Below are 24,847 nucleotides of genomic sequence, written 5' to 3' on the forward strand. Positions count from 1 at the left end.
CACCCAGGGTAATTCGGATTCCCCCCCCCCGCTTGCGGGAGGGGTCGGGGGTGGGGCTGCCAGCATCAGTCATGCCCCGGCCATGCCCACCCCCAGCCCCTCCCGCAAGCGGGAGGGGAGCTAGACCGCGACCTCGGCTTTGATGTGGGGATGGGGATCGTAGCCGAGGATCTCGAAATCCTCATAGTCGTAGGAGTCGATCGAGTCCGGCTTGCGCAGGATGTGGAGCGTCGGCAGCGGCCGGTGGTCGCGGGTGAGCTGGAGGCGCGCCTGGTCGAGATGGTTGGAATAGAGGTGGCAGTCGCCGCCGGTCCACACGAAGGTGCCGGGCTCGAGGCCGCATTGCTGGGCGAGCATGTGGGTGAGCAAGGCGTAGCTGGCGATGTTGAACGGCACTCCGAGGAAGACGTCGGCGCTGCGCTGGTAGAGCTGGAGGTTCAGCTTGCCGTCGGCGACCTGGGTCTGGAACAGGCAGTGGCAGGGGGCGAGCGCCATCTTGTGGAGCTCGGCCGGGTTCCACGCGCTGACGATCTGGCGGCGCGAGGCGGGATCGCGGTTGATGAGGTCGATGAGCGCCTCGATCTGGTCGATATGGACTCCGCCGGGGCCCTCCCAGTCGCGCCATTGCTTGCCGTAGACCGGGCCGAGGTCGCCGCTCTCGTCGGCCCATTCGTCCCAGATGCTGACCCGGCGGTCCTGAAGCCATTTGACGTTGGTGTCGCCGCGCAGGAACCACAGCAATTCGATGATGATCGACCTGAGGTGGAGCTTCTTGGTGGTGACGAGGGGGAAGCCCTCGGACAGGTCGAAGCGCATCTGGTGGCCGAACACGCTGAGCGTGCCGACGCCGGTGCGGTCCTGCTGCGCCACGCCCTCGTCGAGGATGCGCTGGAGGAGGTCGTGATAGGCCTGCATGGCCCTACGACTATGGCGGCTCGCCAAGCGGGACAAGGCTGCTAAAGGCAAGGGCCGGGGATAAGTCGAGGAGCGGGTGAGATGGCGGAAGCTTATATCGTCGCGGCGTGCCGGACGGCGGGCGGGCGCAAGGGCGGAAGGCTCGCGGGCTGGCACCCGGTCGACATGGCGGCGGCGGTGCTCGATTCGGCGGTGGAGCGCAGCGGGATCGACCCGGCTGCGGTCGACGACGTCATCATGGGCTGCGTCAGCCAGGGCGGCGAGCAGGGCTTCCAGGTCGGCCGCAACGCGGTGCTCGCCTCCAGGTTGCCGCAGCATGTGCCGGCGGTGACGGTCGACCGCCAGTGCGGCAGCTCGCAGCAGTCGATCCATTTCGCCGCCCAGGCGGTGATGAGCGGCACCCAGGACGTGGTCATCGCCGCGGGCGTCGAGAGCATGACCCGGGTGCCGATGGGCTCGACGGTGATGCTGTTCATGAAGGAAGGGCTCGGCGGGCCCAAGTCGCCGGGGCAGGAGGCCAGATATCCCGGGATCCAGTTCAGCCAGTTCATCGGCGCCGAGATGATCGCCAGGAAATGGGGATACGACCGTGAGAAGCTCGACCGCTACGCGCTCGCCAGCCACGAGCGGGCGATCGCGGCGACCCAGCGCGGCGATTTCGGCGACGAGATCGTGGCTCTGGAGGTCGACGGGCCGGACGGCAAGGAGATGCACGATCGCGACGAGGGCATCCGCTTCGACGCGACCTATGAGGGCATCGCCTCGGTGAAGCTGCTCAGCCCGGAAGGGGTGATCTCGGCGGCCAATGCCAGCCAGATCTGCGACGGCGCCAGCGCGGTGATGATCGCCTCGGCCGAGGCGGTGAAGGCGCATGGGCTGACTCCGCTGGCGCGGATCCACAACCTGACGGTCACCGCGGGCGACCCGGTGATCATGCTCGAGGAGCCGCTCTATGCGACTGATCGCGCGCTTCAGCGGGCGGGCATGAGCATCGGCGACATCGACCTGTTCGAGGTCAACGAGGCGTTCGCGCCGGTGCCGCTCGCCTGGCTCCAGCACACTGGCGCCGACCCGGACCGGCTCAACGTCAATGGCGGCGCGATCGCGCTCGGCCACCCGCTCGGCGCGTCGGGGACGAAGCTGATGGCGACGCTGGTCCACGCGCTTCGCAGGCGCGGCAAGAAGTGGGGCCTGCAGACCATGTGCGAAGGCGGCGGCACCGCCAATGTGACGATCGTCGAGGCGGTTTAGGAAGAAAGAGGGGCCACCCCCGGCCCCTCCAGCAAGGGCTGGAGGGGAGTGCCGCCACAGACGCTCCCCTCCGCGCCTTCGCGGAGGGGCGAGGGGTGGCCCTTCCTAGCCTTCCGCCGCCTCGGCCATCTCGACCTCGCAGAGGCGGCCGCCCTGGCGGAGCGGCTCGGCGAATTGCGGGTGGCGCTCGAGCTGGCGGCGGTAGAGCCGGCCGACGGCGGCGACGAGGCGGCCGTCGCGGCCGAGCATCGCATCGGCGTGACGGATCATCAGCGAATTGGGCCACGCCTTGGCGCGGGCCGACTCGATCTGCGCGACGACCTCGTCCTCGCCGGCGCCCGGATGCGCCTGGGCGATCACCGCGACCATCGCCGCGGTCGAGCGCGAAATGCCCATATGGCAATGGATGAGGAGATGGGCAGGGTCGCGCGCCGGTAGGGCGCGGCCGAACTCGAGAAGGGCGGCCATGTCGTCGCGAGTCGGCATGACCATGCCGGGCAAGGGCAGGATGACGTCGTGGAAGCGCAGGGTCAGCCGGCGCTGCGGCGGCGCCGCGTTGAACGCGGACGGCTCGGGGTGATCCGGATCGAGGATCGACAACAAGTGGGTCACCTCGGCGCGGCCCAGCGCATCGAGCTCGTCGAGCCCGCAAATCGTCTGCCGGACCGTCCAGTCGATCATCGCGGCGTCACGCTAGCAGCCGCAGGGCAGGGCGCAATCCCGTCCATTCTATGCGTCACCAAGCTGTCGTGTTGAGCAGTTCAAATTGTAACAAGAATAAGCGATAGGGAGCGGGTCGAGGCGGCGGGAGAGGAAGTGATGAACTCGGTGACGCGGCTGAGCGACCTCGCCAGGAGCGAGCTTGCCGACCTGCGCAAGGCGCCCGCGGAAGACGATGAGGGCCTCGGCCCCTCAGGCGAGCCGCGGCGGCGCTACCGGACCATCTGGATCTCCGACGTCCATCTCGGCACGCGCGGCTGCAACGACCGCATGCTCATCGACTTCCTCGACCATGTCGACAGCGAGACCCTGTATCTGGTCGGCGACATCATCGACGGCTGGCGGATGCGCAAGCGCTACTACTGGCCCGAGCGCCACAGCGCGATCGTTCGCCGGGTGATGAAGCGCGCCATCCGCGGAACCCGTGTGATCTACATCCCCGGCAACCATGACGAGATGTTCCGCCAGTTCGCGGGCATGAATTTCGGCGGGGTCGAGATCCAGCCGAAGGCGGTCCACACCACCGCCGACGGGCGCAAGCTGCTGGTCGTGCACGGCGACGAGTTCGACGCCATCGTCCTCGCCCACCGCTGGCTCGCCTTCCTCGGCGACTGGGCCTACCGCACCCTGATGCAGCTGAATGTCGCGGTGAACATGTTCCGCCGCTTCTTCGGCATGGAATATTGGTCGCTGTCGAAGCACGCCAAGCACAAGGTGAAGAGCGCCGTCTCGGTGATCTCGCGGTTCGAGGAGGCGCTTGCTCACGAGGCCAGGAGCAAGGGCGTCGACGGGGTCGTCTGCGGACACATCCATACCGCCGAGATTCGCGATTTCGGCGGTACCGTCTATTACAATGACGGCGACTGGGTCGAAGGCTGCACGGCCCTGGTCGAGCATGCGGACGGAACGATGGAGATCCTGCACTGGCCGGACGAGATCAAGAAGCGGGTCACCCAGCCGGTGAAGCTCAAGCTGAAGGCGGCGGCATAGCGGTTGCCGCCGTGAAAATCCTCATCGTCACCGACGCCTGGGCGCCCCAGGTCAACGGTGTCGTGCGCACGCTCCAGGCGGTTCGCCACGAGCTCGAGCAGATGGGCCATCATGTCGAGGTGATCGCGCCCGACCAGTTCCGCTCGCTGCCGTGCCCGACCTACCCGGAGATCCGACTCGCTTTGGCCGCGAGCGTCGGCAGACGGATCGAGGAAGCGGACGCGGACGCGATCCACGTCGCCACCGAAGGTCCGCTCGGGCTCGCCGCGCGCCGCCACTGCATCAAGCACGGACTGCCGTTCACGACGGCCTACCACACCCAGTTCCCCGATTACGTGGCCAAGCGCACCAAACTGCCGGCGCGATGGTTCTGGCGCTATATCCGCTGGTTCCACGCGCCCGCCAAGGCGGTCATGGTGTCGACGCCGACCGTCGAGAAACAGCTTCACGACAACGGCATCCCCCACACCCGTCACTGGGGCCGCGGCGTCGATTTGAAGCTGTTCACGGCCGACGGGCCGCGCCATCCGGCGTTCGACGGGCTGGCCGGCCCGATTCTGCTCTATGTCGGGCGGGTCGCGGTCGAGAAGAACGTCGAGGCGTTCCTGACGCTCGACCACCCGGGCACGAAGGTCGTCGTCGGCGACGGCCCGGCGCTCGAGGCCTGCAAGGCAAGATTCCCGGAGGCCCGCTTTCTCGGCAAGATCGCCGGCGCCGATCTCGCCGCCGCCTATCGCAGCGCCGACGTCTTCGTGTTTCCGAGCCGCACCGACACGTTCGGCCTGGTCCTGATCGAGTCGCTTGCCGCCGGCACGCCCGTCGCCGCCTATCCGGTGCAAGGTCCGATCGACGTCCTCACCGACCAGGTCGCCGCGATGGACGACGACCTCGCGCGGGCGACCGCGCAGGCGCTGACCCGCGACCGCGCCGCCTGCGCCGCCTATGCTGGCCATTTCGGCTGGGACGAGAGCGCGCGGCAATTCCTCGAGGCCTTGTTCCCGATCGACCACGAGCCGGCGGAGCAGGCGTCCGCCGTCTTCGTTGAGGCCTGAGTCCCCCCAACGGGTTCCGCTTGCGCGCGCACTGCCATCGGCCTAAGGTCTGCGCCACAAGCGGCCGCTCCGTGACGGGGCGGCCCTTATCGTTTCTAGCCCATGAGGAGAGGGAGAGATGGCCCAGCCGCTCATGCCCCACGCGACCGCCAGCTGGCTGGTCGAGACCACCGCTTTGACGTTCCAGCAGATCGCCGAATTCTGCGGCCTTCACATCCTGGAAGTGCAGGCGATCGCCGACGACACCGCCGCGACCAAGCTGACCGGCCGCGACCCGCTGCGCTCGGGCGAGCTCACCCAGGAGGAGATCGACCGCGGCCAGGCCGACCCGAACTACCGCCTGAAGCTTCAGCGCGAGCCGGACAAGGCCGTGCGCACCAAGGGCCCGCGCTACACGCCGGTGTCCAAGCGCCAGGACAAGCCGGACGGCGTCGCCTGGCTGATCCGCAACCATCCCGAGCTTTCGGACGGCGCGATCGGCAAGCTCATCGGCACCACCCGCTCGACGATCCAGGCGATCCGCGAGCGGAGCCACTGGAACATCGCCAACATCCAGCCCAAGGACCCGGTCACGCTCGGCCTCACCAGCCAGCGCGAGCTCGACGCCGCGGTCGCCAAGGCGGCCAAGCAGGCGGGCATCGAGGCTGCGCCGCAGGATCCGCGCATCCAGCAGGACCGCGAGGCGCTCATCGAGGAGCTTCGCGCCGAGCGCGAGGCCGCCCACCGCGTGGCCGAGGTCGCATTGACCGCCGAGCAGCAGCTGTGGGGCGTCGGCGATCCGGCCGATGCGGCTCCGGCGAACGAGGACTCGGCCGAGCGCTGAGGCGACTCGGTTTCTGCATGAAACTTAGCTTGTCGAAGGCCTGACCTTCTGCTTTGCCATGGGCATGGAAGAAGAGGTCAGGGCTTCGACAGGCTCAGCCCAAACGGGACGCGGTCCCTCTGCGCCCGACATTTCCCTGACCGGGCCTGAGCCGACCAGCCACCGCGGCCTCATTTATCCCCGGGGGCACCAGGCGCCGGAGCTGGGCGAGCTGATCGAGATCGCGCCGGGAATCGGCTGGGCACGGCTGCCGGTGCCGGGTTCGCTCAAGCACATCAACGTCTGGGCTTTGGACGATGGCGACCCCGGATCGGAGTCCGGGGCAGGGGGAGTCGCGCTCGTCGACACCGGCCTCAATATCCCGGTCGCGCGCGAGGCGTGGGAAGCGCTGTTCACCGGGCCGCTGGCCGAGCGCACCGTCACCCGGATCATCTGCACCCATTTCCATCCCGACCATATCGGCCTCGCCGGCTGGCTCTGCGAGCGGTTCGGCGTGCGCCTGTGGATGACGCGCGGCGAATGGCTGTTCGCGCGCATGCTGACGCTCGACGTGCGCGAAGTCCCGCCGCCCGAGGCCGCCGCCTATCAGCGCGCCGCCGGCTGGACCGAGGAGCGGATCGCTGCGGAAGCGGCCAAGGGCTGGGGGCGCTTCGCCTCCGCGGTGAGCGCGGTGCCGGTCAGCATCATCCGCATGCAGGACGGCGACGTCATTCCGATCGGGAACCGCAAATGGCGGATCGTCACCGGCAACGGCCATTCGCCGGAACATGCCTGTCTGGTCGATGGCGAAGGCGGCGTGATGATCGCCGGCGACCAGGTGCTGCCGCGGATCACCTCGAACGTGTCGCTGAGCCTCAGCGAGCCCGAAAGCGACCCGCTCGGCGACTGGCTCGCCAGCATCGACAAATTGAAGGCGCTTGACCCCGGCCTGCTCGTGCTTCCCGCCCATGGCGAGCCGTTCACCGGCCTCCACGCCCGCCTCGACGTCCTCGCCAAGGGCCATCACGGCCGCCTCGACGCGCTCGTCAAGCGCCTCGCCGAGCCGAAGCGCGCGGTCGACTGCTTCCCGATCCTGTTCGGGCGTGCGATCGACGACAGCGTCTACGGCCTCGCCACCGGCGAAGCTTTGGCCCACCTGCGCCACCTCGAAGTCACCGGCCGCGCCGTCCGCGAGGTGCGCGACGGCGTGTTCTGGTACAGTGCCGCGTGACCTGAAGTCTTCCGTCCTTCCAGTAGCGCAGTTTCACTTGCTGTATTGATCAAATACGCCCACCATATCCCTGTGGTAGGGGGAGCCGGTCTATGATCGTGTTAGATCAGTCGAAACGTCTACTTCTCTTGATCATCAGCGTTGTGGCAGTAGCCTGTACGCCGCTCATCGCGGATTATAGTTTAGAATCATACCGCTATGCCACCGAGCTCAAGGCTGAGACTTTGGCAATGATGGCAAAGGCGACAGAGCCGTACGAGAGTCACGAGGACGAAGTTGAACGTCTGCGAGTGCGACTTTCTTCAGCGCGCGAATTTGCGGCAGGCATGCCGCGTAACCGATTAAGCGCAGCCCAGTGGGATATCCTGCTGAACCCTCAAGGAAACCTCGCAGGCGGCTTTTTCGAACGATGGAAGCGCGAAAGAACGTTGGGGGCAACCTTCGTCGATGAGGCTCGACGTCAGACTTCGGGAGCCTTTGACGACATCATTTGCCTGGAAGCCAACAAAGGCAAGGACACGGATTGCTGACGGGGGGAGACATGTCCAAAATTGAAGGCTTCTTGAAGGAAGTGGGCGAAGGCATCGTCGGTATTGCTTCGGAATATGTGAAGGGTGCCAAGAAGCGCGGCATCGACGATATGAAGGCCTATGCACTAGAACGTGCGAAGGACGTGGAACGATGGGGCGGCCAGCTTGCTCGCGGAGAACTCAGCGCGGCTGACTTTGAGTTTCTCATCAAGGGGATGAAGGACGCGGCGGAAATCCGCGGCCTTATGATCGCAGGGGTGGAGCTCGCCCGGCTCCAGCGCGCTCGGGACGCGCTGGTCGACCTGGTGATCAACACCGCGATCGGGACCTTTCTCCCGGGCGCAAGAACCGGCTGACCTTGACCGCCTAGCAGACGCCGTCCATTCGAGACGGGATGCTTGAACCCACCCCGTCGACAGACACTGCCGTTGCCGAACTCTCGTTCGAGGCCGCCTTGCGGCGGCTCGAGGAGATCGTGCGCAAGCTCGAGAGCGGCGAGGCGCCGCTCGACGAGGCGATCACTCTTTATGCCGAGGGCGACCGGCTGAAGCAGCAATGCGAGGCGCGGCTGGCGGCGGCGCAGGCGCGGATCGAGAAGATCACGCTCGGCCGCGACGGCGCGCCTTCGGGAACGGTGCCGTTTGGCGACGGCTGATCTTCGCGTGACCGAGGCCCCCGACCGGCTCCAAGAGGCACGTGAGCTCGTCGCGGCGGACATCGACCGCGCCTTCGACTCGCTCCTGCCGGTCCCGCCGGATTCGCGCGCGCGCCTCTACGAGGCGATGCGCTATGCGGCGATCGGCGGCGGCAAGCGGCTTCGGCCACTGCTCGTCACGGCGGGGTGCCGGCTGTTCAAGGTCGATCCCGCGCGCGCCGTCCGCGCCGCGCTCGCGGTCGAGTGCATCCATGTCTACTCGCTGATCCACGACGATCTGCCGTGCATGGACGATGACGATCTTCGCCGCGGCAAGCCGACCGTCCACCGCGCGTTCGACGAGAGCACCGCGATCCTCGCCGGCGACTCGCTCTACGCGCTCGCCTTCGAGGTGCTCGCCGGCGATTCGACCCATGAGGACCCGTTCGTCCGCGCCGAGCTGATCGCCGAGCTGGCGAGGGCGTCCGGGCCGGCCGGCATGGCGGGCGGTCAGATGATGGACCTGGCGGCGGGCGGCGGCGATCTCGACCTGTCCGGGGTCACCCGGCTTCAGCAGCTCAAGACCGGCGCCCTGATCGGCTGGTGCCTTGAAGCGGCGGCGATCATGGGGCGGGTGCCGGCGGAGGGTCGAACGAGCCTGCGCGGCTATGCCCGCGACCTCGGCCTCGCCTTCCAGATCGCCGACGACCTGCTCGACGTCGAGGGCGAGGAGGCGCGGACCGGCAAGCGGGTCCGCAAGGACGGCGAGGCCGGCAAGGAGACCTTCGTGTCGCTGCTCGGCCCCGAGCGGGCGCGGCAGCAGGCGGACCTGCTGGTCGGCCAGGCGATCGAGCATCTCCAGACGTTCGGCGAGGAAGCCGAGCTTCTGCGCGACATCGCGCGCTTCGCCGTCACGCGCGACCATTAAGAGGGGCAGGGGGATGGTCAGGACCGGAGTCTATCCAGGCAGCTTCGACCCCGTAACGCTCGGGCACATGGACATCATCCGCCGGGCCGCGCATCTCGTCGACCGGCTGGTGATCGGCGTCACCACCAATGCGTCGAAATCGCCGATGTTCACGCTCGACGAGCGGCTCGACATGGTCCGCCGCGAGGTCGACGGCATCGTTGACGGGGTCGACGGCGCCGCGACGGAGATCCACGTCGTCGCGTTCGATTCGCTGCTCATGCACTTCGCCGAGCGCGAGGGGGCGAGCATCATCATCCGCGGACTGAGGGCGGTCGCCGACTTCGAATATGAGTATCAGATGGCCGGCATGAACCAGCAGCTCAACGACGACATCGAGACCGTCTTCCTGATGGCGGACGTCGCTCTTCAGCCGATCGCGTCACGTCTGGTTAAGGAGATCGCGCTCTATGGCGGAGAGATCAGCCGCTTCGTCACGCCCAGCGTCGCCGATCAGGTGCGCGCGCGCGTGGAACGGATCGGCCGGACGGTTGAGGGCTGACGCGCAAGCGGCTAATATGCCGCTTCTCCATGAGAATCGGGTGGGATCGAATTAGATGAAGCGTTTCAAGATGTTGGCTGCCGCCCTTGTGGCTTTGGCGGTGGTTGACCCGGCACTGGCGCAGGGCGGCCAGGGCCAGCGTCGCCGCCCCCCGGAGCCGGTGAACACCGTCGCCCCGATTTTCGTCATCCCGGCGAACCGTGTCGCCACCACGACGCCGGCGCTTCAGCCGGAGAACACCTGGGTCCTCGACCTGTCCAATGGCGGCCGGGTGTCGATCCAGCTTCGCCCCGATGCGGCGCCGGGCCATGTCGAGCGGATCAAGACCCTGACCCGCAACGGCTTCTACAACGGCCTGACGTTCCACCGCGTGATAGAGGGCTTCATGGCCCAGGGCGGCGACCCCGCCGGCACCGGCTCCGGCCAGTCGGACCTTCCCGATCTCACCGCCGAATTCAACGACCTGCCCCACCTGCGCGGCACCGTCGCGATGGCGCGCACCCAGGATCCGAACAGCGCCAACAGCCAGTTCTACATCATGTTCGTGCCGCGCCTGTCGATGGACCGCGACTATACCGTATTCGGCCGAGTCGTCGGCGGCATGGACGTGGTCGACCGCATCACCCGCGGCGAGCCGCCGGCCCAGCCGACCCGGATCGTCCGCGCGTCGATCGGCGCCGACAATGTGCCGCCGCCGACCGCCGCCGAGATCGCCGCGGCCAACGCGCCGCCCGCGCCGGCTCAGCCCGGCGGGCTCACCGTCATGAACGTGCCGTCGCTGACCGGCAGCCCGACCCAGCGCCAGGTGCCGCCGCAGCAGGCTCCGGGGACGACAACCCCGCAAAACTGATCGGTGCGCGTCGACCTTTTCGACTTCGAGCTTCCGACCGACCGGATCGCGCTTCGGCCCGCCGAGCCGCGCGATAGCGCGCGGCTGCTGGTCGTCGGGGAAGAGCTCGCCGACCATTCGGTGCGCGACCTGCCGTCGCTCCTCCGGGCCGGCGACCTGCTCGTCTTCAATGACACAAGGGTGATCCCGGCGCAGCTGGAGGGCAAGCGCGGCGAGGCCAGCATCGGCGCGACGCTGCACAAGCGCGAGGGCGTACGCGAATGGCGCGCTTTCCTGCGCAACAGCAAGCGCGTACGGGTCGGCGACGTCATAGATTTCGGCGCCGGCGTCCATGCCACCGCGCTCGACAAGGGCGACGACGGCTCGGCGCTGCTCTGCTTCCACGGCGACGAGCCGGTGGAGCTGCTGCTCGAGCGGGCCGGAACGATGCCGCTGCCGCCCTATATCGCATCGCGCCGGCCGACCGATGACCGCGATCAGGCCGACTATCAGACGATGTTCGCGCGCGAGGCCGGCGCCGTCGCCGCGCCGACCGCTGCGCTTCATTTCACGCCGCGGCTGATGACCGCGCTGGACGAGGCCGGGATCGGGCACGTCACGCTGACGCTCCACGTCGGCGCCGGCACCTTCCTGCCGGTCAAGGCCGACGACACTGAGCATCATGTGATGCACAGCGAATGGGGCCGAATCGACGCCGCCACCGCCGACCGCCTCAACCAGGTTCGCGCCGCGGGCGGCCGGGTCATTGCGGTCGGCACCACTTCTCTTCGCCTGATCGAGAGCGCCGCGGGCGAGGACGGCCTGGTCCGCCCGTTCGAGGGCGACACCGCAATCTTCATCACGCCGGGCTACCGTTTCCGCGCGGTCGACGGCCTCGTCACCAATTTCCACCTGCCGCGATCGACCCTGTTCATGCTGGTTTCAGCCCTGATGGGCAGAGAAAGGATGATCGAGGCCTATGCCCATGCGATCGCGCGGGGCTATCGCTTCTACTCCTATGGCGACGCCAGCCTGCTGCTGCCATAGTGTTGAAATTGCTCGAGGAGTGACGATGCTTCGGTCCTTCCTGATGGCGCTCAGCCTGGCCACCGCCTCCGCGGCGCTCGCATCGCCGGCGACCGACGAGGCCCGGCGGCTGCTCGCCCAGGGACAGGAAGCGCAGGCGTTCGAGCGCGTCCAGGCGGCTGCCGGGCGTGGCGACGAGGATGCCGTGGCCCTGCTCGGCTGGTTCTACGACACCGGCCGCCATGTCCGGCAGGACTATGCCCGCGCCGCCGAATATTATCGCCGGGTCGTCCGCGACAATCCCAGCGTCCAGTGGCGCCTGGGGGTGATGCATGACCTCGGCCAGGGCGTTCCCGAGAACCCCGGCGAGGCGCTTCGGCTGTTCCGCCAGGCGGCCGGCAATGACGACGTCAACGCCCATGTCAGCCTGGGCGTGATGTACGCCAACGGCCGCGGCGTGCGCCCCGATTACGTCCAGTCGATGCGCTATTATCGCCGTGCCGCGGAGCTCGGCAGCGGCGCCGGCTTCCTCGGGGTCGGATTGCTCTATCAGAACGGCCTCGGCGTCGCGGCGTCGCCAAACGAGGCGGCGGCCTGGTTCCTTGCCGCCCAGGCGATGCGCGACAGCCGCGCGCGCGACGCGATCGCCGGGCTCAACTTGCCGCCTCAGCAGATGCAGGCGGCGGTGACCCGCGCCAACCAGCTGCTGCAAAGCTACCGCCGCCGCGAGCGGGTCGCCAGTCCCGCCGGTTGAGGCCGGTCCCCTCGTTCCCGAAGGAAGCGCCTTGCCCATCCTGCTCAGTCTTGTCGCATTGATTGCCGCCGCGCAGCCCGAGGCACCGGTCGAGGTCCGCCCCGGTGAGCCGCCGGAGGGGGTGAGCGCGGTGCCGATCAGCGAGACCGCCGAGCCGATCGGCCTCGCCATCGCCTCGTTCGACGCCGACCGCGACGGCCGCACCAGCCGGGTCGAGCTCAACGAGGCGCTGCTGCGCAGCTTCGCCGCCGCCGACCGCGATGGCGACGGCCAGCTCGGCTATATCGAATATTCGGGCTGGGCGACGGTCTGGCTGGGTAGCGCGACGGCCCTGCCGGGGCCTTATGCGATCGACGCCGACGGCGACGACCGAATCGCGCGCGAGGAGCTTCTCGCCGAGTTCGGCCGCCATTTCGTGAGGCTGGACCGCGATTCCGACGGCGCGATCAGCCACGCCGAGCTTCTGACGGTCAGCCAGCCGCGCCTGCCGCCGCTGCCGCGCGAGCGCACTCCGCGGCGCCGGGCCATCCAGCGCTGAGCCGATCGCCGAGCAAGGCCCTTTCGCAGCCGCCGGCTCTTCCCTAGGTTTGGGGAGTGACCAAAAAGGGCCTTTTCGACAGCCTGCGCGACTTCTTCGCGAGCCCGCAGCCGACGCCCGGGCCCGCGGTCGAGGAGGTGCCCGACGACATCTGGCAGAGCCCGGAATCGCGCCGCCGCGAGGAGAAGCTGACGGCTGAGTGGCGCGAGAAGCTGCCGACCTCGTCCTGGGAGCGCGTCGTTCTGATCCGAGACCAGATCGGCGAGCTCGAGCGCGCGGCCGCAACGCGCAAGATGCAGGTCGAGCTCGACGAGCTCGGCCGAATCAAGGCGACCCATCTGCCGACCCTGCTCAAATCCTATATCGAAATCCCGCCCGACCACCGCGCCGAGGTGTTCCGCGAGACCGGCAAGTCGGCCAGCTTCCTCTTGAACGAGAGCCTCGACAAGCTGCTCGCCCGGCTGCGCGAGATCGGAAGCCAGCTCGCTAAGGGCGACATCAACAAGTTTGCGGAGAATATCCGCTTCGTGGACCTCTATTACGACCAGTCCAAGGACCCGTTCGGCCCAGTCTAGACGGCTGCGGCGACAGCCTCCGGATGCACGCCGTAAATGGCGGCGCGCTTCACGACCGCCTCGGCCCAGCGGCGGTGAGTCGCGGGCTCGCACATCGAGCCGTTGAGAGCGAAGACGCCGCGGTCGCCCGAGAGGATCTCACGCGCCTCGGCGAGCTCGGCGGCGCGGACCCGGTAGGCGGACTGGATCACCTCGATCTGTGCCGGGTGGATCGCGGTCTTGGTGAGCAGGCCGTGCTCGATGTCATGCTCGACTTCCTCGCGCAGCAGGTCCGGGCTGTCGAAATGCTCGAACACCGGCGCGGACAGCGCGAAGCCGAACGGCGCGAAGGCGGTGACCAGGCCGGCGATGGTGCCGCCGAGCGGGCCTTCATAGGCGGTGCGAACCGCGGAACGGCGCGCCCCGATCGTGTGCAGGAGGTCGTTGCCGCCGATGCGGATGCACAGGATGCGCTCCTGGATGGCGAGCAGTTGCTCGCGCATGCGGGCGAGCTCGGCCTGGTCGAACGCCTCGCGCGTCTCCAGCGTCGGCATCAGCAGGTGCGCGTCGCTGGCGAGCGCGCGCAGATAGGAAGGCAGGCTGTCGGCGGTCGCCTTGGGGATGACGAAGCCCTGGATCGCCTCGATGCCTGCGAAGCCGAGGATATGCGCGAGCATCCTGTCGTCGCGCGGGCGGATGAAGACGGGCAGCCGCGCCTGTTCCTCGCCGAGGCGTTCGAGCAGAACGGCCAGGTTGGTGAGTGCCTGCGGAACGTCGGCCGGGCGGATCGAATCTTCCAGGCAGAGCACCGCGGAGCGCAGGCCGGGGTGGCGGCGGCCGCTGACGATGTCGAACAGGTCGGTGCGAGTCGCTGGGACGTAGAGAGTCGCGCCGAGTTCAAGTGCGTCCATGCCTGCCCCTCCCGTCAGTCCAGGCCGAGACTTCGGATCACCGCCACCGCCCGGTAGCCATGGCTTCCGGGCAAGGGGTGGATCGTTACGTCTCTCTCACGAGCGAGTAGAACGAGGTGGGCGACGTCCGGGTCCATGCTGTCTTTGATCAGCAGGCGATCGGGGACCCGGCGGAGGACGGCGCGGGTCGCCTCGGCAACCCCGGGCTTGATCCGGTTGCGGTCGGCGAGGCCGCAATCGGCCATGATCCGCCCCACCATGTCCTCGCAGGCCGCGGCGCGGGCGGCCGAGTTTCTCGGTGCGAGCTGGCGCGGCTGCATGGCGCTCATCAGCGCATCGATCTGCTCGATGAAGTCGCGCGAGCGGTCCTGCGCGGCCAAGTGGCGGTAGTAGACGCAGGCGTGGAAATCGCCGGGGCCGACGAGGTCGTCGTTGAGCACCGAGCGGCTGACGAGGCCGGAGACGATGGCGTTCAACAGGCCCGAGGGGATCAGATAATCCTCGTCGCTCGGTGCGAGGTCGGCGCAGCCGGCGGGATCGGCGACGACCGCGAGGAATGGCGCTAACCCGAACGGGCGGTCGGCGAGGCTGGCGTGGAGCTCGCGGGTGATGGTGCCCTTGCCGGTCCAGCCGTCGACGAACACGACGTCGCTCGGATCGTGGCGCTCGGCGATGTGGCGAAGCGCCTCGCGGTCGATGCCGCGGTCGCGGATGATGCTGATCGAGTAATGGCTCGGGCGCTTGCCGAGGCGGAGGAGGGCGCGGCGGAGCAGGACTCCGATCGGCGTGCCGGCGCGGGCGAGGGAGGCGATGACGACTTCGTCGCGGTCGCCGGCGCGCTCGGCGAGGGCGCCGGCGAGGTCGACGACGTCCTGGGCGAGGCGGGCGCCGTTGCGGGCAAGCGCCTGCTCGTAGAGGCGGAGATAGTCGTCGCCGGGGGGCGATTCCGGCGACAGCATCTCGGAATAATGGCGCCTGCCGGACTGGATCAGCGCTTCCTTGGTGGCGACGTCGACCGGGGCGAGCTCGGCGGGTTTGAGGAGGAAGGTGACGTCCTCGGGCGCGTAGCTGCCGGAGAAAGGCGGCTCGGTTGCGCGGGCGGGGGCGGCGGTCACAGCAAAGGCTCCAGCGCGGCGCGGGCGAGCTGCGAGCCCTGAGGCATCATCGCATAGTCGCACAGCGCCATGTAGGGCGCGTCGGTGACGCTGTCGCCGATGCCGATCACCGGCGCGTCGGGATGAGCGGCGCGGAGGCGGGGCAGGAGCGCCGCCACCGCATGCTGCTTGCCGAGCCACGGCGGCATCACCGCGACATTGTTGCCGTTGCGGTGAACGGTCCAGCCGGCCGGCACCTCGTCCAGCACCGCGTCGACGGTGGCGTGCAGAGCGCCCTCGTCGGTCTCCTGATGCTTGGCGAGGACGTAGAGGCCGACGCCTTCCTCATCGAGCACTCGGACGCGCAGGTCGGCGCGGCGCTCCTCCGCCTCCAATGCGATGCGATCGCGCAGGGTGTGAAGGGCGCTCGCGCAAGCCTTGGCCTGGGCCGAGATATGGGCATGCCAGTCGGCGTCGGGCCTCCCGTCCTCGCCGAGGATGACCCCGCCATGGGCGGCGATGGCGGCGGAGAAGGGAATATGGGCGCGCATCAGCGCGTCGCGGCTGCGCGCGGTGACCGGCACCAGCCAGGCGGTCTCCGCCAGCCATTCGATCATCGCGACCTGGCGGGGGGTGGCGTAGCTCAAAGGCGAGCCGTCGCGGGCGAAGCCGAGCGGCACGAGCCGGTCCTGCGGCACGTCGGGCGGGCATTTGCGCAGGGTCTGGAACAGGGTGTCGTCGAGATCGACCAGGGCTATCGCTCTCACGTCACCGCTCCAAAATCGAGGCACAGGGCATTGAGCGCGCCCGCCAGTTCCGGGTCTATGCCCGGCGTTTCGTGGCAGATCAGCGACACGCGCCCGCTGCCGGGCTCGCAATTATAGAGGAAGTTGGCGATTTCGGGCGCGTAATTGTCGCGGAAATTGAGGATGTGGCGGACCGCGCCGCCGGGTAGGGCGGGGCTGCGCGTCGTCGAATGCATGACGACGTCGTGGCCGGCCTGCTCAAGCCGCTCGGCGAGGAGGAAGGCGGGGTAGGTGAACTCGCCCGTGCCGACGACCCGGACGGGCGCGCCAGCGGGGACTTGCGGGGCGGGCAGCGGCAGCGCCTCGCCGCGCCAGCTGAGGCGGCCGAAGTTTTGGCGCTGATCCAGGGTGCCGAGCTTCGGCGCTGCGTTGTCGAACGTGGAAGCCTCGACGTCCATCGCCTCGCCATTCGGCTGCCAGGACATGCGACCGCTGAGCAGGCTCGCGCTGGACGCGGGGCGCGGCATGCGGCCGAGCCAGTCGCGGCCGCCCGACCAGTCGGTGAGCGAGGCGGCGACGATGCGCTCGAGGCTGGGCAGGTGCCCGGCGAGGGCGGCGGCGAGGTTGGCGAGGGTGTTGCCGGTCGAGATCTCGTCGTCGACGAGGACGAGCGAGCGCACCCGGTCGAGGTCGAAGCCTTCGGGCCGGTAGATGAGGTGGGCCGAGGCGTGGCTGTGCGGCTCCTCGAAGCGGCACAGCAAGGGCGCGTCGACCTGCTGGCGGGTGGAGTGGAGGTAGAGGCCGTCCCAGCGCGGCCGCCGCGCCAGCTCCTCATAGACGCCCTGGCCGAGGCACACCGCGGTCTCGGCCAGCCCGACGACGAGGACCGGGCCGGGGAGGTCGTGCGGGATCTGAGCGGCGAGGTCGCGCATCGACTGGCGCATCAGCGAAGGCGCGGCCGGGATGTGGCGGCCGAGCACCTTCGAGACGATCAGGAAGGCGCGCTTGGGATTGCGCCGGGTGGCGAAGTCGCACAGCGCGTCGAGCGGCCAAAGCGCGCGCTCGACGGACAGCGACAGGGTTCCGGTCGGAAGCTCGACCTCGCGCGTTTCCATGGGCCCGGCTCAAGCTTCGCAGCGAATTCGGTAGATGAAGGCGCGGGCTTCGCGGACGATGTCGGCGCGGCCGCGCGGCGGGCCGCTGGGGGCGACGCGCGGCTCGATTCCGGCGGTGGCGAGGAAGGCGCGGATGACGGCGCCCTTCACGCCGAAATTGATGTTCTCGGCGTTGATCCCGCCGTCGCGAAGCCGCTCCTTGTTGAGCGAGGAATAGACGAGGCCGACGACCTGGCCGGACTGGTCGAGGATCGGCCCGCCGCTGTTGCCGCTGGCGATCGGCGCTGAGAACTGCATGACGCTGGTGTCGTTGCCGATTCCGCACAGGGCCGAGACGTTGCCGGTGGTCGCCTGCGGGCCGGAGCCGAGCAGGCCCTGGAGCGGGAAGCCGAGGACGATGACGTCCTCGCCCAGGTGGATGTCGAAGACGTCGCGGAAGGAGCAGGCGACGGGGAGGGGCCGGTCGGGCACTCGGAGCAGGGCGATGTCGTTGCGCGGGTCGACGAAGACGAGCTCGGCGGCGGCGTTCAATTGGTCGCTGGCGACGTCGAACTTCGACATACCCTCGACGACATGGGCGTTGGTGAGGATGTGGCGGCCGTCGACCGCGAAGCCGCTGCCGGTATAGCTGGTGCCCGGCGGCGGGCGGTGGTCGCGGCCGTGGTCGTGATGGCCGGGCGACGGGCCGACGTCGCGGTGGGCGCGCGCGGGAATGGCGAAGTCGATGTTGAGCGCCGACAGGAGCGCGCCCATGCCGCCGACGAAGCCCTGGCCGTTGGAGCAGAGCCGCCAGCCCTGGCCGCGGCGATAGACCTCGGCGAAAATGACCGCGCTCTCGTCGCGGCCGGCGAGGTCCATAGTGACGGTGTACTGGCCGACCGACAGGCTCAGCCGCTCGAACTCGCGCAGGCTTTGAGCGGGACCGCCATAAGCGAGGTAGAGGACGAAAATGAGCCGCTCGACTTGCGGAGGCACCGCGGCGAGATCGAGGCAGATCTCGCCGTTGGGGCCGTAGCCGGCGCCCGGGCGAAGCTCGCGGGTCTCGATGTCGATCGGCGCGAAGTCGGGGGCGATGCGCTTGTGCTGGTCGAGCGCGATCAGCAGGCCGCCGAGGGAGCGCGAGAGGTCGCCGAGCCGCGCGCCCGAAAGGCGCAGCTCGACGACCGGCTCGTGAAGCTCGACACGCTGGCCTGGGACCAGCTCGGTCATCAGCTTAGACGTTCACGCCGAAGTTGCGGGCGAGCGGGCCGAGGCCGCCGGCGAAGCCCTGGCCGATCGCCTTGAACTTCCACTCCTCGCCATGGCGGTAGAGCTCGCCGAAGATCATCGCGGTCTCGGTCGAGGCGTCTTCCGACAGGTCGTAGCGGGCGATCTCGGCGCCGCCGGCGTCGTTGACGACGCGGATGAAGGCGTTCGAGACCATGCCGAAATTCTGGCGGCGGTTGTCGGCGTCGTGGATCGTGACCGCGAAGCTGATCTTGGTCACGTCAGGCGGCAGCTTCGAGAGCTGGACAATGACGACCTCGTCGTCGCCTTCGCCTTCGCCGGTGAGGTTGTCGCCCTGGTGGACGACCGCGCCGTTGGCGCCGTTCTTGTTGTTGTAGAAGATGAAGTCGGCGTCGCTGCGAACCTTGTCGCCGTTCAGGATGAAGGCGCTGGCGTCGAGGTCGAAGGCCTGGCCGTCAGTGGCGCGCACGTCCCAGCCCAGGCCGACCCGGACCGTCTGCAGGCCCGGCGCCTCCTTGCTGAGGCTGACATTGCCGCCCTTGGAAAGTGACACACCCATCTAATTGCTCCTTTTCGACGTAGGTTGTTTGCCCCCGTCACGAATCCGCGTCAGACGTTGACGCCGAAATTGCGGGCGAGGGGGCCGAGGCCGCCGGTATAGCCCTGGCCGACCGCCTTGAACTTCCACTCCTCGCCATGGCGGTAGAGCTCGCCGAAGATCATCGCAGTCTCGGTCGAGGCGTCCTCGCTGAGGTCGTAGCGGGTGATCTCGCTGCCGTTGGCCTCGTTGACGACGCGGATGAAGGCGTTGGTCACCATTCCGAAATTCTGGCGGCGGCCCTCGGCGTCGTGGATGGTGACGGCGACCGACACCTTCTGGATCTCGGCCGGCACCCGGCTGAGGTCGACCTTGATCACCTCGTCGTCGCCTTCGCCCTCGCCGGTGAGGTTGTCGCCGGTATGCTCGACCGAGCCGTCGGACGACTTGAGCTGGTTGTAGAAGATGAAGTCGGCGTCGGAGCGCACCTTGTCGCCGGCGGCGAGCAGGAAGCAGCTGGCGTCGAGATCGAAATCCTGGCCGTCAGTGCTGCGCGTGTCCCAGCCGAGGCCGACCTGGATCTTGCTGAGGCCGGGGGCCTCCTTGGAAAGGCTGATGTTGGCGCCTTTGGACAGGCTGATCGACATGGTGCGTCTCCCCTCGCTTGTTCGTGATCAGATCGGCTTGGATTCGGTCGGCCCGAGCGTGTCGGTGCTGTCGCCATGGGCGCCCGTCGGCTTCACCGGATCGGCCTCTGCCGGCTCGGGATTCCGGCGATTGTGCCGGACCGACCACCAGAAGGCGGTTCCGATCAGCACGGCGCCGATCAGGCCGGTGATCGTCTCCGGAATGTGGACGGCCTCGTTGGCGGACAGAAGCATGATCGCGGCCAGCGCCATGATCGCCCAGAAGGCGCCGTGCTCGAGATAGCGATATTCCGACAGAGTGCCCTTATCGACCAGCATGATCGTCATCGAGCGGACGAACATCGCGCCGATGCCGAGGCCGAGGGCGATGATGAAGATGTTGTTGGACAGCGCGAAGGCGCCGATCACGCCGTCGAACGAGAAGCTGGCGTCGAGCACTTCCAGGTAGAGGAAGGACGCGGCGCCGGAGCGCACCACCTGGCCGGTGACGACGTCCTCCTCGCCTTCGAGCAGCTCGCCGATCGCCTGGACGCCGATGAAGGTGAGCAGGCCGGCGATCCCGGCGATGAGGAAGGTGTTGGCGTCCTCGACCGGCAGGGTCGAGGAGATCGCCCACAAGGCGCCCAGGAGAACCGCGACCTCGGCCGCAGTCACGCTCGACAGCTTGCTGAGATGCGATTCGATGACCGCGATCCAGTGCACTTCCTTGTCGGAGTCGAAGAAGAATTTGAGGCCGACCATGGCGAGGAAGGCGCCGCCGAAGCCGGCGATTCCGACATGGGCGTCGTTGATATACTGCTCGTAGAGATCCGGCTGGGTCGCCGCGAGGCGGACCGCCTCGATCGGCCCCAGGCTCGCCGCGATGGCGACGATCGCGACCGGGAAGATGATGCGCATGCCGAACACGGCGATGGCGATGCCCCAGGTCAGGAAGCGCCGGCGCCACTTCTCGTCCATGTCCTTGAGCACGGTGGCGTTGACCACCGCATTGTCGAAGGACAGCGAAACCTCGAGGACGCCGAGGACCAGAACGATCCACAGGATGGCGAGCGTGCCGACGATATTGCCGTCGCTATACTCCCAGCCGACCCAGGCGCCGAGCGCCAGGCAGAAGAGGGTGAAGAGGATCGAGCCGGTATAATATTTTCTGATCACGTCGGGGTGCTTCCTTAATCCTTGCGGCCCGTGGTCCAGCGCAGGCCCCAGCCATAGGCGCGGTCCAGCTCGCTCTGGTCACGATAATATTGGACGATGCGGGTGGCGCGCAGCTGCCCGCCGACATTCTCGAGAAGGACGACGCCGCACAGCCGCATGTCGTTGCGGCCTTCGGTCATGCGTACCTCGATCGGCGGCTGGTCGGGCATCGACACGCTGACCACGCCGTCCGTGGCGCTCCAGTTCGGAACCCCGTCGTAGATGTTGGCGAAGATCGCGATGCGCCTGAGGTCGTTCCAGTAGGCGCCGTTGATCCGCATCGTCTCGCCCTTCGAGACGTCGCCGGTGCGGTCGTCGCCGTCCAGTTGGATGAAGGGCGGCTGGTGATAGGCGCCGAACACGCGGCCAAGCGCCTGGACGACGCCAATCGCGCCATTGTTCATCTCGAACAGGCAGCCCAGGTCGAGGTCGATGGCGTTGGTGCCGCCGAAGAAGCTCTTCTTGCCGCGGCTCCAGTTGAGGTTGACGACGATCTCGCCGAACGAGCCGCCGCGCTTCTCCAGGCTGACCGACTGGCCGGGCTTGTCGAGCGTGACCTTCGACAAATTGACCGGGCTCGGCGCTGGCGCCGGTGCTGGCGGCGGCGGCGGCGGCGGCGGAGGCGGAGGAGGAGGCGGAGGGGGCGGAGGGGGCGGCGGAGGTGGAGGGGGCGGCGGCGGAGCCGGCGCTTCGTCCGCGACATCGATGCCGAAGGAGCGGGCGAGCGGCCCGAGGCCGCCGTTGAAGCCCTGGCCGACGGCGCGGAATTTCCACTCGTCGTTGCGCTTGTAGAGCTCGCCGAAGGTCATCGCGGCTTCGCTGGCGCCGGACAGCTGGGGCGCGAAGCTGGCGACCGTGTCGCCGCCGCGGCGAACGACGATGCGGGCGTTGCTGAGCTGGGCGAGCGTCTGCTTGCGGGCCTGCGCCTCGTCGATGGTGACGCAGAAGACGATCTTGGCGATGCCGGCGGGCAGACGCGACGTGTCGACATCGAAGCTGGCGCCGCTCGCCGACTTGTCAGCCAGCTTCACCGCGCCGTCGGCGCCGCTCGGCTGGTTGTAGAAGATCATGTCGTGGTCGCCGCGGACCTTGCCGTTGTCGCCGAGCAGATAGGCGGAGACGTCGGAGTCCAGGCCGGACGGCGCGGAAAGCTCGACCGCGATCGTGAGGGCACCGCTTCCGACAGAAGTGTTCGCGCCTTGCTGAAGCTCCATGAAGTCCCCCGTGATGGCAGTTCGGCAAAAGCTCAGGCCACCGGCCGGACTCGCGGCCCGACCCGTCATGGATCAGGTAGGGCAGGCCTCACCGGAGGCGCAACCATTTTCGGGCCGCTCAGCAGCGGACCCAGCGTTCCCCCGCGATCTCGTAGGCGTCGCCATCCGGATCGAGCCGGAACTCGAAAGCGCGGCCCTCGAGCCTTCCGTCGACCACGATCGTTCGGATCGCGCCGCTGCCGGTCTGGACGATGCGGTGACGATAGGTGTCGCCGCCGATTCGGGAGATCAGCTGATCGCCGAGGACGGTGTTCACCGCCGGCTCCTGGCAATCAGGGTCGTCCAGCGCGCGCCATTCGCCGGCGAGGCCGGACGCCAGGCCGAGGTCGAGCGTGACGATGTCGCGATCGGGCTCGGGGGGCGGCTCGACCAGCTCGAGCAGATAGGCGCCGGTCGCTCCGGGCCTGCTGCCCGCGACGTTGATCCTGTAGGTGCCGTCGCGCGGCAGAGTGACGACGAGTCGGCTGTCGCGTGTGCCGGCGTCGGCGTCGTCGTCGTTGGAGGCGCGGAAGCCCGGGCCGGTGATCTCGACGAGCGGGTCGAAATCGCCTGAGCTGAGGCGCAGCTCGAGGCGCTGGCCGCGGCGGCCGGCCAGGGTGAAGCTGTCCTGATAGCCGCCGCCGGAGCGGCGCTCGTCGTTGCGGGTGAGGAGGCCGGAGACGGTGCCGCCAGGCTGGATCTCCGGGAGAGTCGGCGAGGCCGGCTCGCGCTGAGGTTCCGGGAGTGGGGCGGAGCGATTGTCGGTCTGCTCCTCGGCCGGTGGAGCGAACCAGCCCTGCTGCCAGGCATAGAGGGCGCCGACCGCCGCGCCGAGCAGGATGATGGCGAGGATGAAAATGGGCGTCGCAGAGGATCGGCGTTGTGGGGGCGGAGCAGGCGGCGGCGCGGCGTTGGGCGCCGGCTCGGGCACGGGCTCCGGCGGAATGTCGCGCTTCAGCGGCGCGATGGGGGGAGCGGGCGGCGAGCCCATCGCGGCGAGCCAGGAAGCGGCGTCGGCGAAGCGCTGCTCGGGCTCGACCGCCATGCCCCGGCGGATCGCGGCGAGGAAGGCGGACGGATAGGGGTCGAGCTCGGGCAGTTCCGAGGCATCAGGGTCGCGCCAGCGGTCCTGCCATGGCGCCGGATCGCGGCCGGTAATGAGGCGGAAGACGAGGCCCGAGGCGGCGTAGACGTCGGCGCGCGGGCCGAGCGGCTCGGCGAGGGTGCCGTCGTGGAGCTCGATCGGGCTGTAGCCAGGCCGGACCAAGCCCTCCTGGCTTTCGAGCAGCGGCAGGAACGGGCGGTTGTCGACCGCGAAATCGGTGAGCTGGACGGCGCCGCTGGCGATGCTGACCGTGTCGGGGCTGACGTCGAGATGGACGAGGCCGCGGGCGTGGACCTCGGCGAGGGCGGCGGCGAGGTCGCGGGCGAGGAGCTGGATCTCGTAGGGGCTGAGCTTGAGACCGGGGGCGAGGGCGGCGCTGAGCGGTTCGCCGACCGGCTCGCCGACGAGATAGCCGCCGGGCCTCGTCGCGACGATCGGGGCGATGCCCGGGTGCCGGATCGCGGCCAGCGCATCACCCTTGGCTAGGAATTGGGCGAGGCCTTCCCGCCAGGTGGCGGCTAATTTCTCGTCGGTCGGCTCGAGCTCTCCGTCGGGGCTGCGGCGGACGACGCCGAGTGGGGCATATTCGCGCAGGCGAACCCGGGTCAGGCCGTCGCGCGCCGCATAGACGAGGCCGTCGCCGATACGGCCGAGCGGGCTGATCACATGGAAATCGGGCCCGATCTGCGGCGCCGGGCCGGGGGCGAGAAGGTCGGGCTCGTCAGGCATCAGGATGCCGCCTCAATCCCGCAGATCAACCGCCGGTTCCGCCGACGCATTGCTGGCGGACCTGGGCCATGCGCGCGGGGACCGCGGAATCGAGCACCGACTGGCGTGCCCGGATCAGCTCGTCCTCGCCGCCGGCGGGGGTGGGGGCGGCGTCTTGCGCCTGCGCGCCGGGAAGCTGGACCTCGACCCGCTCGCCCGGGAAATCGAGCGAGCCGGTGGCGCGCTGGTTGGCGCGCAGGGTGAGGTCGACGATCTGCGGATCGAGCAGGTCGTAGCAGATGAAGAAGCGCTCCCAGCTGTTGATGGCGCGCTGCCGGGCGGCGGGGATTTCGACGGTGAAGGCGGTCGGCGGCTCGGCGCCGCGGCCTTCGCCGGGCGCCCAGCTCGTCGTCCAGGCGGCGGCGAGCAGCGCGATGGCGGACAGTCCGACCGCGCCCGGCAGCAGCGGCATGCGCGGCGCGGACGAGGTGATGCCGGCGCGCGCGGCACGGCGTGTCCGCCGGCTCACGAATTCTGCTCCCGGGCGCAGGCGGCGCCCATGAACCAGTTGCGGGTGGTGTCGCCGCGAAGCAGCGCCATTGCATAGCCGAGCGCGGGCGTGCGGTTTTCACCGGTGCGCGCCTGGAAGTTGATCGCGGCGACGCGCAGCGAGCAGGGCTGGGTGTCGGGCGCGCCGGGACGATAGCGGCCGACCATCACCACCATGACGTGGCCGGTGCCTTCGCCGAGCGCGATCTGCGGCGGGATTTCGGTGACCCGCCCGTTGGCGTCGGCGCGGACCTGGGACAGCGCCGAGGGGCTCGCGTTGAGGGTGCGGATCAGCTCGGCGAGGCGGGTGGCGGCGGCGCCGAAGCGGGCCTGGCAGTCGGGGCGAGCGGCGATCGCCTGGGCGACCGGCAGCGCGGCATTGTCGCCGACCGCGAGCACGGCGCGCGGCTGGGCGCCGGAGATCGGAAGAGCAGAGGTCTGAACTCCAATTATGTGAAATGATTT

29 protein-coding genes are annotated in these 24,847 nt (G+C 68.8%); 15 read left to right on the forward strand and 14 right to left on the reverse strand.

Translation table 11 applies throughout. The annotated features are described in order from the left end of the window. Positions 1-120: 120 nt before the first annotated feature. Positions 121-915 carry a thymidylate synthase gene (locus tag G7B71_RS13270; RefSeq protein WP_166041657.1) on the reverse strand — a complete coding sequence of 265 codons (795 nt, stop codon included), beginning with the start codon at positions 913-915 and terminating at the stop codon, positions 121-123. Between the two features lie 81 nt (positions 916-996). On the opposite strand from G7B71_RS13270, the gene G7B71_RS13275 reads away from it, so the two are divergent. Then, a complete protein-coding gene (locus tag G7B71_RS13275; protein ID WP_166041659.1) occupies positions 997-2,166 on the forward strand; it encodes an acetyl-CoA C-acetyltransferase in 1,170 nt (389 codons plus the stop codon). Between the two features lie 105 nt (positions 2,167-2,271). Here the strand turns inward: G7B71_RS13275 and G7B71_RS13280 are convergent, their stop codons facing one another. Beyond that, entirely contained in the window at positions 2,272-2,847 is a 576-nt protein-coding gene (locus G7B71_RS13280; RefSeq protein ID WP_166041661.1) for a protein-tyrosine-phosphatase, read from the reverse strand. Between the two features lie 138 nt (positions 2,848-2,985). Between G7B71_RS13280 and G7B71_RS13285 the strand changes: the two genes are divergently transcribed. The 14 genes from G7B71_RS13285 (at position 2,986) to G7B71_RS13350 (ending at position 13,316) form a co-directional block, all read left to right on the forward strand. After that, a complete protein-coding gene (locus G7B71_RS13285; protein WP_166041663.1) occupies positions 2,986-3,876 on the forward strand; it encodes a UDP-2,3-diacylglucosamine diphosphatase in 891 nt (296 codons plus the stop codon). 11 nt (positions 3,877-3,887) lie between these two features. Further along, complete coding sequence (locus tag G7B71_RS13290) at positions 3,888-4,928, forward strand: glycosyltransferase family 1 protein (RefSeq protein WP_166041665.1); 1,041 nt, start codon at positions 3,888-3,890, stop codon at positions 4,926-4,928. A gap of 118 nt (positions 4,929-5,046) precedes the next feature. Next, positions 5,047-5,751, forward strand: coding sequence for a DUF1013 domain-containing protein (locus tag G7B71_RS13295; protein WP_166041666.1), 705 nt, complete (start codon positions 5,047-5,049; stop codon positions 5,749-5,751). Between the two features lie 64 nt (positions 5,752-5,815). After that, positions 5,816-6,961: an MBL fold metallo-hydrolase gene (locus tag G7B71_RS13300; RefSeq protein ID WP_166041668.1), complete on the forward strand. Its 1,146-nt coding sequence runs from the start codon at positions 5,816-5,818 to the stop codon at positions 6,959-6,961. 92 nt (positions 6,962-7,053) lie between these two features. Beyond that, positions 7,054-7,491: a hypothetical protein gene (locus tag G7B71_RS13305; RefSeq protein WP_166041670.1), complete on the forward strand. Its 438-nt coding sequence runs from the start codon at positions 7,054-7,056 to the stop codon at positions 7,489-7,491. An 11-nt stretch (positions 7,492-7,502) separates the two neighbouring features. After that, positions 7,503-7,847: a hypothetical protein gene (locus G7B71_RS13310; RefSeq protein WP_166041672.1), complete on the forward strand. Its 345-nt coding sequence runs from the start codon at positions 7,503-7,505 to the stop codon at positions 7,845-7,847. A 38-nt stretch (positions 7,848-7,885) separates the two neighbouring features. After that, positions 7,886-8,146, forward strand: a complete 261-nt coding sequence (locus tag G7B71_RS13315) for an exodeoxyribonuclease VII small subunit (protein ID WP_166041674.1) — start codon at positions 7,886-7,888, stop codon at positions 8,144-8,146. Between the two features lie 7 nt (positions 8,147-8,153). Further along, positions 8,154-9,053, forward strand: a complete 900-nt coding sequence (locus G7B71_RS13320; RefSeq protein ID WP_243406245.1) for a polyprenyl synthetase family protein — start codon at positions 8,154-8,156, stop codon at positions 9,051-9,053. A gap of 13 nt (positions 9,054-9,066) precedes the next feature. Further along, positions 9,067-9,594 carry a pantetheine-phosphate adenylyltransferase gene (gene coaD / locus G7B71_RS13325; protein ID WP_166041676.1) on the forward strand — a complete coding sequence of 176 codons (528 nt, stop codon included), beginning with the start codon at positions 9,067-9,069 and terminating at the stop codon, positions 9,592-9,594. Between the two features lie 55 nt (positions 9,595-9,649). Then, complete coding sequence (locus G7B71_RS13330; protein WP_166041678.1) at positions 9,650-10,444, forward strand: peptidylprolyl isomerase; 795 nt, start codon at positions 9,650-9,652, stop codon at positions 10,442-10,444. Positions 10,445-10,447: 3 nt separating this feature from the next. Next, positions 10,448-11,470, forward strand: a complete 1,023-nt coding sequence (gene queA, locus G7B71_RS13335) for a tRNA preQ1(34) S-adenosylmethionine ribosyltransferase-isomerase QueA (protein ID WP_166041680.1) — start codon at positions 10,448-10,450, stop codon at positions 11,468-11,470. Between the two features lie 25 nt (positions 11,471-11,495). Further along, on the forward strand, positions 11,496-12,203 hold the full coding sequence (locus G7B71_RS13340; protein ID WP_166041682.1) for a tetratricopeptide repeat protein: 708 nt from the start codon (positions 11,496-11,498) through the stop codon (positions 12,201-12,203). A gap of 31 nt (positions 12,204-12,234) precedes the next feature. Beyond that, entirely contained in the window at positions 12,235-12,741 is a 507-nt protein-coding gene (locus G7B71_RS13345; RefSeq protein ID WP_166041684.1) for an EF-hand domain-containing protein, read from the forward strand. 56 nt (positions 12,742-12,797) lie between these two features. Then, the gene (locus G7B71_RS13350) at positions 12,798-13,316 is read left to right on the forward strand and encodes a hypothetical protein (RefSeq protein ID WP_166041686.1); all 519 of its coding nucleotides are present in this window, start codon (positions 12,798-12,800) and stop codon (positions 13,314-13,316) included. Here the strand turns inward: G7B71_RS13350 and G7B71_RS13355 are convergent. From G7B71_RS13355 to G7B71_RS13410, 12 genes are all read right to left on the reverse strand, one after another. Beyond that, the gene (locus G7B71_RS13355; RefSeq protein WP_166041688.1) at positions 13,313-14,206 is read right to left on the reverse strand and encodes an HpcH/HpaI aldolase/citrate lyase family protein; all 894 of its coding nucleotides are present in this window, start codon (positions 14,204-14,206) and stop codon (positions 13,313-13,315) included. The genes G7B71_RS13350 and G7B71_RS13355 overlap by 4 nt on opposite strands. A 14-nt stretch (positions 14,207-14,220) precedes the next feature. Next, positions 14,221-15,321: a cysteine protease StiP domain-containing protein gene (locus G7B71_RS13360; protein WP_166041690.1), complete on the reverse strand. Its 1,101-nt coding sequence runs from the start codon at positions 15,319-15,321 to the stop codon at positions 14,221-14,223. Next, the gene (locus G7B71_RS13365) at positions 15,318-16,067 is read right to left on the reverse strand and encodes a hypothetical protein (protein ID WP_166041692.1); all 750 of its coding nucleotides are present in this window, start codon (positions 16,065-16,067) and stop codon (positions 15,318-15,320) included. The genes G7B71_RS13360 and G7B71_RS13365 overlap by 4 nt, the downstream gene beginning before the upstream one ends. Then, positions 16,064-17,161 (reverse strand): phosphoribosyltransferase domain-containing protein, encoded by a 1,098-nt coding sequence (locus G7B71_RS13370; protein WP_166041694.1) that lies wholly within the window; start codon positions 17,159-17,161, stop codon positions 16,064-16,066. Before G7B71_RS13370 ends, G7B71_RS13365 begins: the two co-directional genes overlap by 4 nt. A gap of 9 nt (positions 17,162-17,170) precedes the next feature. Further along, positions 17,171-18,370, reverse strand: a complete 1,200-nt coding sequence (locus G7B71_RS13375; protein ID WP_166041696.1) for a trypsin-like peptidase domain-containing protein — start codon at positions 18,368-18,370, stop codon at positions 17,171-17,173. A gap of 4 nt (positions 18,371-18,374) precedes the next feature. Then, positions 18,375-18,947, reverse strand: coding sequence for a TerD family protein (locus G7B71_RS13380; RefSeq protein ID WP_166041698.1), 573 nt, complete (start codon positions 18,945-18,947; stop codon positions 18,375-18,377). A gap of 50 nt (positions 18,948-18,997) precedes the next feature. After that, positions 18,998-19,573 carry a TerD family protein gene (locus tag G7B71_RS13385; RefSeq protein WP_166041701.1) on the reverse strand — a complete coding sequence of 192 codons (576 nt, stop codon included), beginning with the start codon at positions 19,571-19,573 and terminating at the stop codon, positions 18,998-19,000. 27 nt (positions 19,574-19,600) lie between these two features. Continuing rightward, the gene (locus G7B71_RS13390; protein WP_166041716.1) at positions 19,601-20,725 is read right to left on the reverse strand and encodes a DUF475 domain-containing protein; all 1,125 of its coding nucleotides are present in this window, start codon (positions 20,723-20,725) and stop codon (positions 19,601-19,603) included. A gap of 17 nt (positions 20,726-20,742) precedes the next feature. Then, entirely contained in the window at positions 20,743-21,981 is a 1,239-nt protein-coding gene (locus tag G7B71_RS13395) for a TerD family protein (RefSeq protein ID WP_166041703.1), read from the reverse strand. Positions 21,982-22,099: 118 nt separating this feature from the next. Continuing rightward, complete coding sequence (locus tag G7B71_RS13400) at positions 22,100-23,854, reverse strand: hypothetical protein (protein WP_166041706.1); 1,755 nt, start codon at positions 23,852-23,854, stop codon at positions 22,100-22,102. 25 nt (positions 23,855-23,879) lie between these two features. Beyond that, complete coding sequence (locus G7B71_RS13405; RefSeq protein WP_166041709.1) at positions 23,880-24,362, reverse strand: hypothetical protein; 483 nt, start codon at positions 24,360-24,362, stop codon at positions 23,880-23,882. Further along, positions 24,359-24,847, reverse strand: a 489-nt coding sequence (locus G7B71_RS13410; protein ID WP_166041711.1) for a hypothetical protein, incomplete at its 5' end; no start/stop codon positions are given. The genes G7B71_RS13405 and G7B71_RS13410, both read right to left, overlap by 4 nt.

The sequence above is a fragment of the Sphingosinicella sp. YJ22 genome (assembly GCF_011320075.1).
Taxonomy (GTDB): Bacteria; Pseudomonadota; Alphaproteobacteria; order Sphingomonadales; family Sphingomonadaceae; genus Allosphingosinicella.

What these genes read in the sequence shown, in the direction of transcription:
- G7B71_RS13270 (WP_166041657.1), bottom strand. Translation starts at nt 915, where the DNA reads ATGCAGGCCTATCACGACCTCCTCCAGCGCATCCTCGACGAGGGCGTG.
- G7B71_RS13275 (WP_166041659.1), top strand. Translation starts at nt 997, where the DNA reads ATGGCGGAAGCTTATATCGTCGCGGCGTGCCGGACGGCGGGCGGGCGC.
- G7B71_RS13280 (WP_166041661.1), bottom strand. Translation starts at nt 2,847, where the DNA reads ATGATCGACTGGACGGTCCGGCAGACGATTTGCGGGCTCGACGAGCTC.
- G7B71_RS13285 (WP_166041663.1), top strand. Translation starts at nt 2,986, where the DNA reads ATGAACTCGGTGACGCGGCTGAGCGACCTCGCCAGGAGCGAGCTTGCC.
- G7B71_RS13295 (WP_166041666.1), top strand. Translation starts at nt 5,047, where the DNA reads ATGGCCCAGCCGCTCATGCCCCACGCGACCGCCAGCTGGCTGGTCGAG.
- G7B71_RS13300 (WP_166041668.1), top strand. Translation starts at nt 5,816, where the DNA reads ATGGAAGAAGAGGTCAGGGCTTCGACAGGCTCAGCCCAAACGGGACGC.
- G7B71_RS13305 (WP_166041670.1), top strand. Translation starts at nt 7,054, where the DNA reads ATGATCGTGTTAGATCAGTCGAAACGTCTACTTCTCTTGATCATCAGC.
- G7B71_RS13310 (WP_166041672.1), top strand. Translation starts at nt 7,503, where the DNA reads ATGTCCAAAATTGAAGGCTTCTTGAAGGAAGTGGGCGAAGGCATCGTC.
- G7B71_RS13315 (WP_166041674.1), top strand. Translation starts at nt 7,886, where the DNA reads ATGCTTGAACCCACCCCGTCGACAGACACTGCCGTTGCCGAACTCTCG.
- coaD (WP_166041676.1), top strand. Translation starts at nt 9,067, where the DNA reads ATGGTCAGGACCGGAGTCTATCCAGGCAGCTTCGACCCCGTAACGCTC.
- G7B71_RS13330 (WP_166041678.1), top strand. Translation starts at nt 9,650, where the DNA reads ATGAAGCGTTTCAAGATGTTGGCTGCCGCCCTTGTGGCTTTGGCGGTG.
- G7B71_RS13340 (WP_166041682.1), top strand. Translation starts at nt 11,496, where the DNA reads ATGCTTCGGTCCTTCCTGATGGCGCTCAGCCTGGCCACCGCCTCCGCG.
- G7B71_RS13355 (WP_166041688.1), bottom strand. Translation starts at nt 14,206, where the DNA reads ATGGACGCACTTGAACTCGGCGCGACTCTCTACGTCCCAGCGACTCGC.
- G7B71_RS13370 (WP_166041694.1), bottom strand. Translation starts at nt 17,161, where the DNA reads ATGGAAACGCGCGAGGTCGAGCTTCCGACCGGAACCCTGTCGCTGTCC.
- G7B71_RS13375 (WP_166041696.1), bottom strand. Translation starts at nt 18,370, where the DNA reads ATGACCGAGCTGGTCCCAGGCCAGCGTGTCGAGCTTCACGAGCCGGTC.
- G7B71_RS13380 (WP_166041698.1), bottom strand. Translation starts at nt 18,947, where the DNA reads ATGGGTGTGTCACTTTCCAAGGGCGGCAATGTCAGCCTCAGCAAGGAG.
- G7B71_RS13385 (WP_166041701.1), bottom strand. Translation starts at nt 19,573, where the DNA reads ATGTCGATCAGCCTGTCCAAAGGCGCCAACATCAGCCTTTCCAAGGAG.
- G7B71_RS13395 (WP_166041703.1), bottom strand. Translation starts at nt 21,981, where the DNA reads ATGGAGCTTCAGCAAGGCGCGAACACTTCTGTCGGAAGCGGTGCCCTC.
- G7B71_RS13400 (WP_166041706.1), bottom strand. Translation starts at nt 23,854, where the DNA reads ATGCCTGACGAGCCCGACCTTCTCGCCCCCGGCCCGGCGCCGCAGATC.